The 488-nt window shown below is 37.9% G+C and carries 1 protein-coding gene; it reads left to right on the top strand.

All coding sequences use genetic code 11. From position 1 onward, the window contains the following. The coding region (locus LG651_RS15665; protein WP_226697046.1) for a PfkB family carbohydrate kinase at positions 1–465 on the top strand (465 nt) is incomplete at its 5' end. Between the last annotated feature and the right edge of the window lie 23 nt (positions 466–488).

Here is a 488-nt window from a genome sequence, read left to right on the forward strand (position 1 = left end):
GTTTTAGGAAACGAAGAAGATGCCGAAATGCATTTCGGAATTAAGCCAGAAGGTATAAGCGTACAAACAGAAGGACACAACGTAAAAGCAGAAGCTTTCTTATCGGTTTGTAAGCAAATGATGGAAAAATTCCCAAGAGCTAAAAAGGTAATTACTACTTTAAGAGGATCTATATCAGCTTCTCATAACACATGGGCAGGTGTATTATACGATGGTAAAAAAATGTACGAAACACGTCAATACCAAATTACAGATATCGTAGATAGAGTAGGTGGTGGCGATTCGTTTATGGGAGGATTAATCTACGGTTTATTAAAGTACCCAGAAGACGATCAAAATGCATTAGATTTTGCCGTGGCAGCCTCATGTTTAAAACACACTATAAAAGGTGATGCGAACTTAGCAACCGTTGCCGAAGTTGAAAAACTTATGGGTGGTGATGCTTCAGGTCGTGTAGCTCGATAATTAAAATCATTCAAATAAAGCTG

This window comes from Neotamlana sargassicola (genome assembly GCF_020523965.1).
Classification (GTDB): domain Bacteria; phylum Bacteroidota; class Bacteroidia; order Flavobacteriales; family Flavobacteriaceae; genus Neotamlana; species Neotamlana sargassicola.